Source organism: Sphingomonas bacterium (assembly GCF_903643065.1).
Classification (GTDB): Bacteria; Pseudomonadota; Alphaproteobacteria; order Sphingomonadales; family Sphingomonadaceae; genus Sphingomonas.
Window position 1 is genome coordinate 1 of sequence record NZ_CAHJWX010000361.1, and the last position, 3,200, is coordinate 3,200.

Annotated in this window: 5 protein-coding genes; 2 read left to right on the forward strand and 3 right to left on the reverse strand. The window is 71.9% G+C overall.

The window, feature by feature from the left end:
• Positions 1-303: 303 nt before the first annotated feature.
• Positions 304-588 carry a DnaJ domain-containing protein gene (locus tag HUU95_RS12010; protein ID WP_174280319.1) on the reverse strand — a complete coding sequence of 95 codons (285 nt, stop codon included), beginning with the start codon at positions 586-588 and terminating at the stop codon, positions 304-306.
• A gap of 7 nt (positions 589-595) precedes the next feature.
• Positions 596-1,429 carry a division plane positioning ATPase MipZ gene (locus HUU95_RS12015; RefSeq protein ID WP_174280320.1) on the reverse strand — a complete coding sequence of 278 codons (834 nt, stop codon included), beginning with the start codon at positions 1,427-1,429 and terminating at the stop codon, positions 596-598.
• An 88-nt stretch (positions 1,430-1,517) separates the two neighbouring features.
• Between HUU95_RS12015 and panC the strand changes: the two genes are divergently transcribed.
• Together panC and HUU95_RS12025 are read left to right on the forward strand one after the other, a co-directional pair.
• Entirely contained in the window at positions 1,518-2,366 is an 849-nt protein-coding gene (panC, locus tag HUU95_RS12020) for a pantoate--beta-alanine ligase (protein WP_174280322.1), read from the forward strand.
• 97 nt (positions 2,367-2,463) lie between these two features.
• Complete coding sequence (locus HUU95_RS12025) at positions 2,464-2,760, forward strand: SEL1-like repeat protein (protein ID WP_174280321.1); 297 nt, start codon at positions 2,464-2,466, stop codon at positions 2,758-2,760.
• Between the two features lie 42 nt (positions 2,761-2,802).
• Here the strand turns inward: HUU95_RS12025 and HUU95_RS12030 are convergent.
• Positions 2,803-3,200 (reverse strand): topoisomerase C-terminal repeat-containing protein (locus HUU95_RS12030; protein WP_302480125.1); only part of this gene is annotated, 398 nt, incomplete at its 5' end.

The window sequence follows — 3,200 nt, forward strand, 5'->3', positions numbered from 1 at the left end:
CCCGCCGCAGCCGGGTGGCGATGCCCCGGCCGACCGCGCGCGCATCGTCCGGGCCGAGCGCGGCGCCGACGATGCCGCGGATGTCGTATTCGCGCAGGATCGCGGGATCGAGGTGGTGGGGCATGACGGGCTCCGGTGCGGGAGGAAGGCTCCTAGAGCGTTTTGCGACCACGTTGCACCACCGGAAAATCGCTCCGCCCGCGTCCCGGCCTCGTCTCGACGGCTATCGGGCTTTCCCGGGAAAGGCGGACGTCCATGTCGGCATGGTACCGGCGACCCGCGCCCGCCGGACGGCGGGGTGCCTTACCCGCCGCGCAGCAGCAGGTCGCGCGCGGCGTTGACGCGGCGGGCGAGTTCGGCCGAGCCGCCACGGTCGGGATGGACGCCCAGCACCAGCCGGCGATGCGCGGCGCGGATCGTCGCCTCGTCCGCCCCCGTCGCCACGCCCAGGATCGCGCGCGCCTCCGCCGCGTCGCTCACCAGCCTGGCCGTGGTGCGGCGGCGGGCCTGCGAGCGGAGGCGGGGATGGGGCCGGAGCCAGCGCCACACGAGCCAGATCAGCGCCGCGGCGAGGATCGCCTTCAGCATGGCGGGGTCACGCGACCAGCGGCTGCGATGCCGGCGCCGGGTCGGATGCGGGAACCGGCTCGGGAAGCGCGAGCGCGGCCATCATCTCGCGCAATTCCTGCCGCGCGGCGACGTGGGAAAGGCCCATCGCGCCGAACTGCTTGCTGTCGATCATCGTCAGGCCCGCCGGGAACAGCTCGCGGTAGATCACCCGCTCGGACAGGCCGGGGATGATCCGGAAGCCGACGCGCTTCGACAGTTGGTCCAGCGCCGCCGACACGCGCCTCATGTTGCGCGCCTCGACATATTGCAGGCGGTTGCGCAGCACGACCCAGTCGATCGTCGCCCCGTCCGCGCGCGCGCGCTGCTTGCGCGCGTCCCAGATCAGCTCGGAATAGAAGGACGGCCGAGTAACCTTGAAGCTTTCGGGATCGACCTGGCCGATCAGGTCGAAGTCGACGAAGCTGTCGTTCATCGGCGTGACGAGCGTGTCCGCCTGCGTCGCGGCGCAGCGCGCGAAGGGATCGTCGCGGCCAGGGGTGTCGATCACCAGATAGTCGCTGCCGTGCGTCAGTTGCGCAAACAGTTCGGCGTAACCGTCCTCGCTGACGCCGTCGTGCGTGGCGTGACGGGGCATCGGCAGATCGACGGCGGTGCGGGCGATCGTGGCTGCGCGATTGTCGAGATAGCGCCCGGTGGTGCGCTGGCGGTGGTCGAGGTCCAGCGCGGCGACCCGCGCGCCCCTGGCCGCGAGCGCGATCGCGACGTGGACCGCCGTCGTCGACTTGCCAGTGCCGCCCTTCTCGTTGGCGAAGACGACGACATGACAACGCGCTGGCGTCTCGTCGGAACCGCTCGGCAAGGTTCGCAATCCCCGGTTGATCCTGTGGTAAGCCCTTCATAGAAGAGCGGAACGGTTTGGGCGAGGGGGAACGTTGGCGGTGGTCGGGGTGCGGACGGTGCGCGAGGTGGAGGCGCTGCGGTCGGCGGTCGCCGAGCTGCGGGCGCAGGGCGCGTCCGTGGCGCTGGTGCCGACGATGGGCGCGCTGCACGCCGGCCATCTCGCGCTGGTCGCGGCGGCCCGGGCGGGCGGCGCGAAGGTCGTCGCGTCGATCTTCGTGAACCCCGGACAGTTCGGCCCCGGCGAGGACCTGGCCAGCTATCCCCGCCGCGAGAACGCCGACGCGCGGATGCTGGCCGACGCGGGCTGCGACCTGTTGTGGGCGCCATCGGTGGAGACGATGTACCCCGACGGCTTCGCGACGACGGTCGGCGTCGCCGGTCCCGCCGACACGCTGGACGGCGTGGCGCGGCCGGGCCATTTCGACGGCGTGGCGACGGTGGTGCTCAAGCTGCTGAACCAGGTGCGGCCCGATCGCGCGCTGTTCGGCGAGAAGGACTGGCAGCAGCTGCAGGTGGTGCGCCGGATGGCGACGGACCTCGACCTCGGGATCGAGATCGCCTGCGTGCCGACGCAGCGCGAGGACGACGGGCTCGCGCTGTCGTCGCGCAACGTCTACCTGGCCGAGGACGATCGCGCGCGCGCCGTCGCGTTGCCGCGTGCGCTGGGGGTCGCGGCCAGGCGGCTCGCGCGCGGCGACGACCGGGACGAATCGCTCGCCGAAGCGTCCGAGATGCTGGTCGCGGCGGGCTTCCAGGTCGACTATGTCGCGCTGGTCGATGCCGAGACGCTCGCGTCCAGCCCCGTTTCCGGCCCCGATGCCGGCCGCCCGCGTCGCCTGCTCGCCGCCGCGCGCATCGGGGGGACCCGGCTGATCGACAACCTCGCGGTCGACTGACCCCGCGTCGGATCGTGGTCCACGATCATCCCTAACGGCGTTAACCATTTGGTGATCCGAATCACGTCACACTCTCTGGGAACAGAGGGGCAGGACGATGGGCGGCATCCGCAGGAACACGAAGATCATGGTCGAGAGCCGGTTGCAGGAGGCCGCGCGCGGCGATCACGGCGCCTGCTACGACCTCGGCATCTGCTATCAGACCGGGACGTCCGGCGTCGGCGTCGATCTGGTCGAGGCGCACAAATGGTTCAACCTGGCCGCGGTCCACGGGATCGTTGCCGCGCAGCAGGCGCGGACGGAGGTGGCCGAGGACATGACCGCGCGGGAGATCGCCGCCGCCCAGCGCGCCGCGCGCGACTGGATCGCCGGGAGCCAGCGCCGCGCGGCATGAGCGGGCTCGACTCGACGCTCGATGAGCGTCAGGTGATGAGCGTCAGGCTTCGCCAGCCTTCGCCGCCGCCTTCCTGACCGCGGGCTTCCTGGCCGCCGGCTTTCCGGTGGCGGGCTTGCTGGTAGCGGGCTTCTTGGTGGCGGGCTTTGCTTGCGCCTTCTTCGCCGCGGGCCTGGCGTCGGTATCCGCCGCGGCCTTCGCCGGCGTCTTCCTGACGGGCGCCTTCTTGGCTCCCTTCCTGGGCGGTGGCGCCGCCGCGGCGCGCGCGTCGAGCAGTTGCGCCGCTTCCTCCATCGTCAGCGCGGCCGGCTCGACCGACTTGGGCAGCGTCGCGTTGGTGGTGCCGTCGGTGACATAGGCGCCGTAGCGGCCCTCCATCAGCTTCATCTCCGCGCCGGTGCGCGGGTGCGGGCCGAACTCGCGCAGCGGCGGGCGTGCCG

What these genes read in the sequence shown, in the direction of transcription:
- HUU95_RS12010 (WP_174280319.1), bottom strand. Translation starts at nt 588, where the DNA reads ATGCTGAAGGCGATCCTCGCCGCGGCGCTGATCTGGCTCGTGTGGCGC.
- HUU95_RS12025 (WP_174280321.1), top strand. Translation starts at nt 2,464, where the DNA reads ATGGGCGGCATCCGCAGGAACACGAAGATCATGGTCGAGAGCCGGTTG.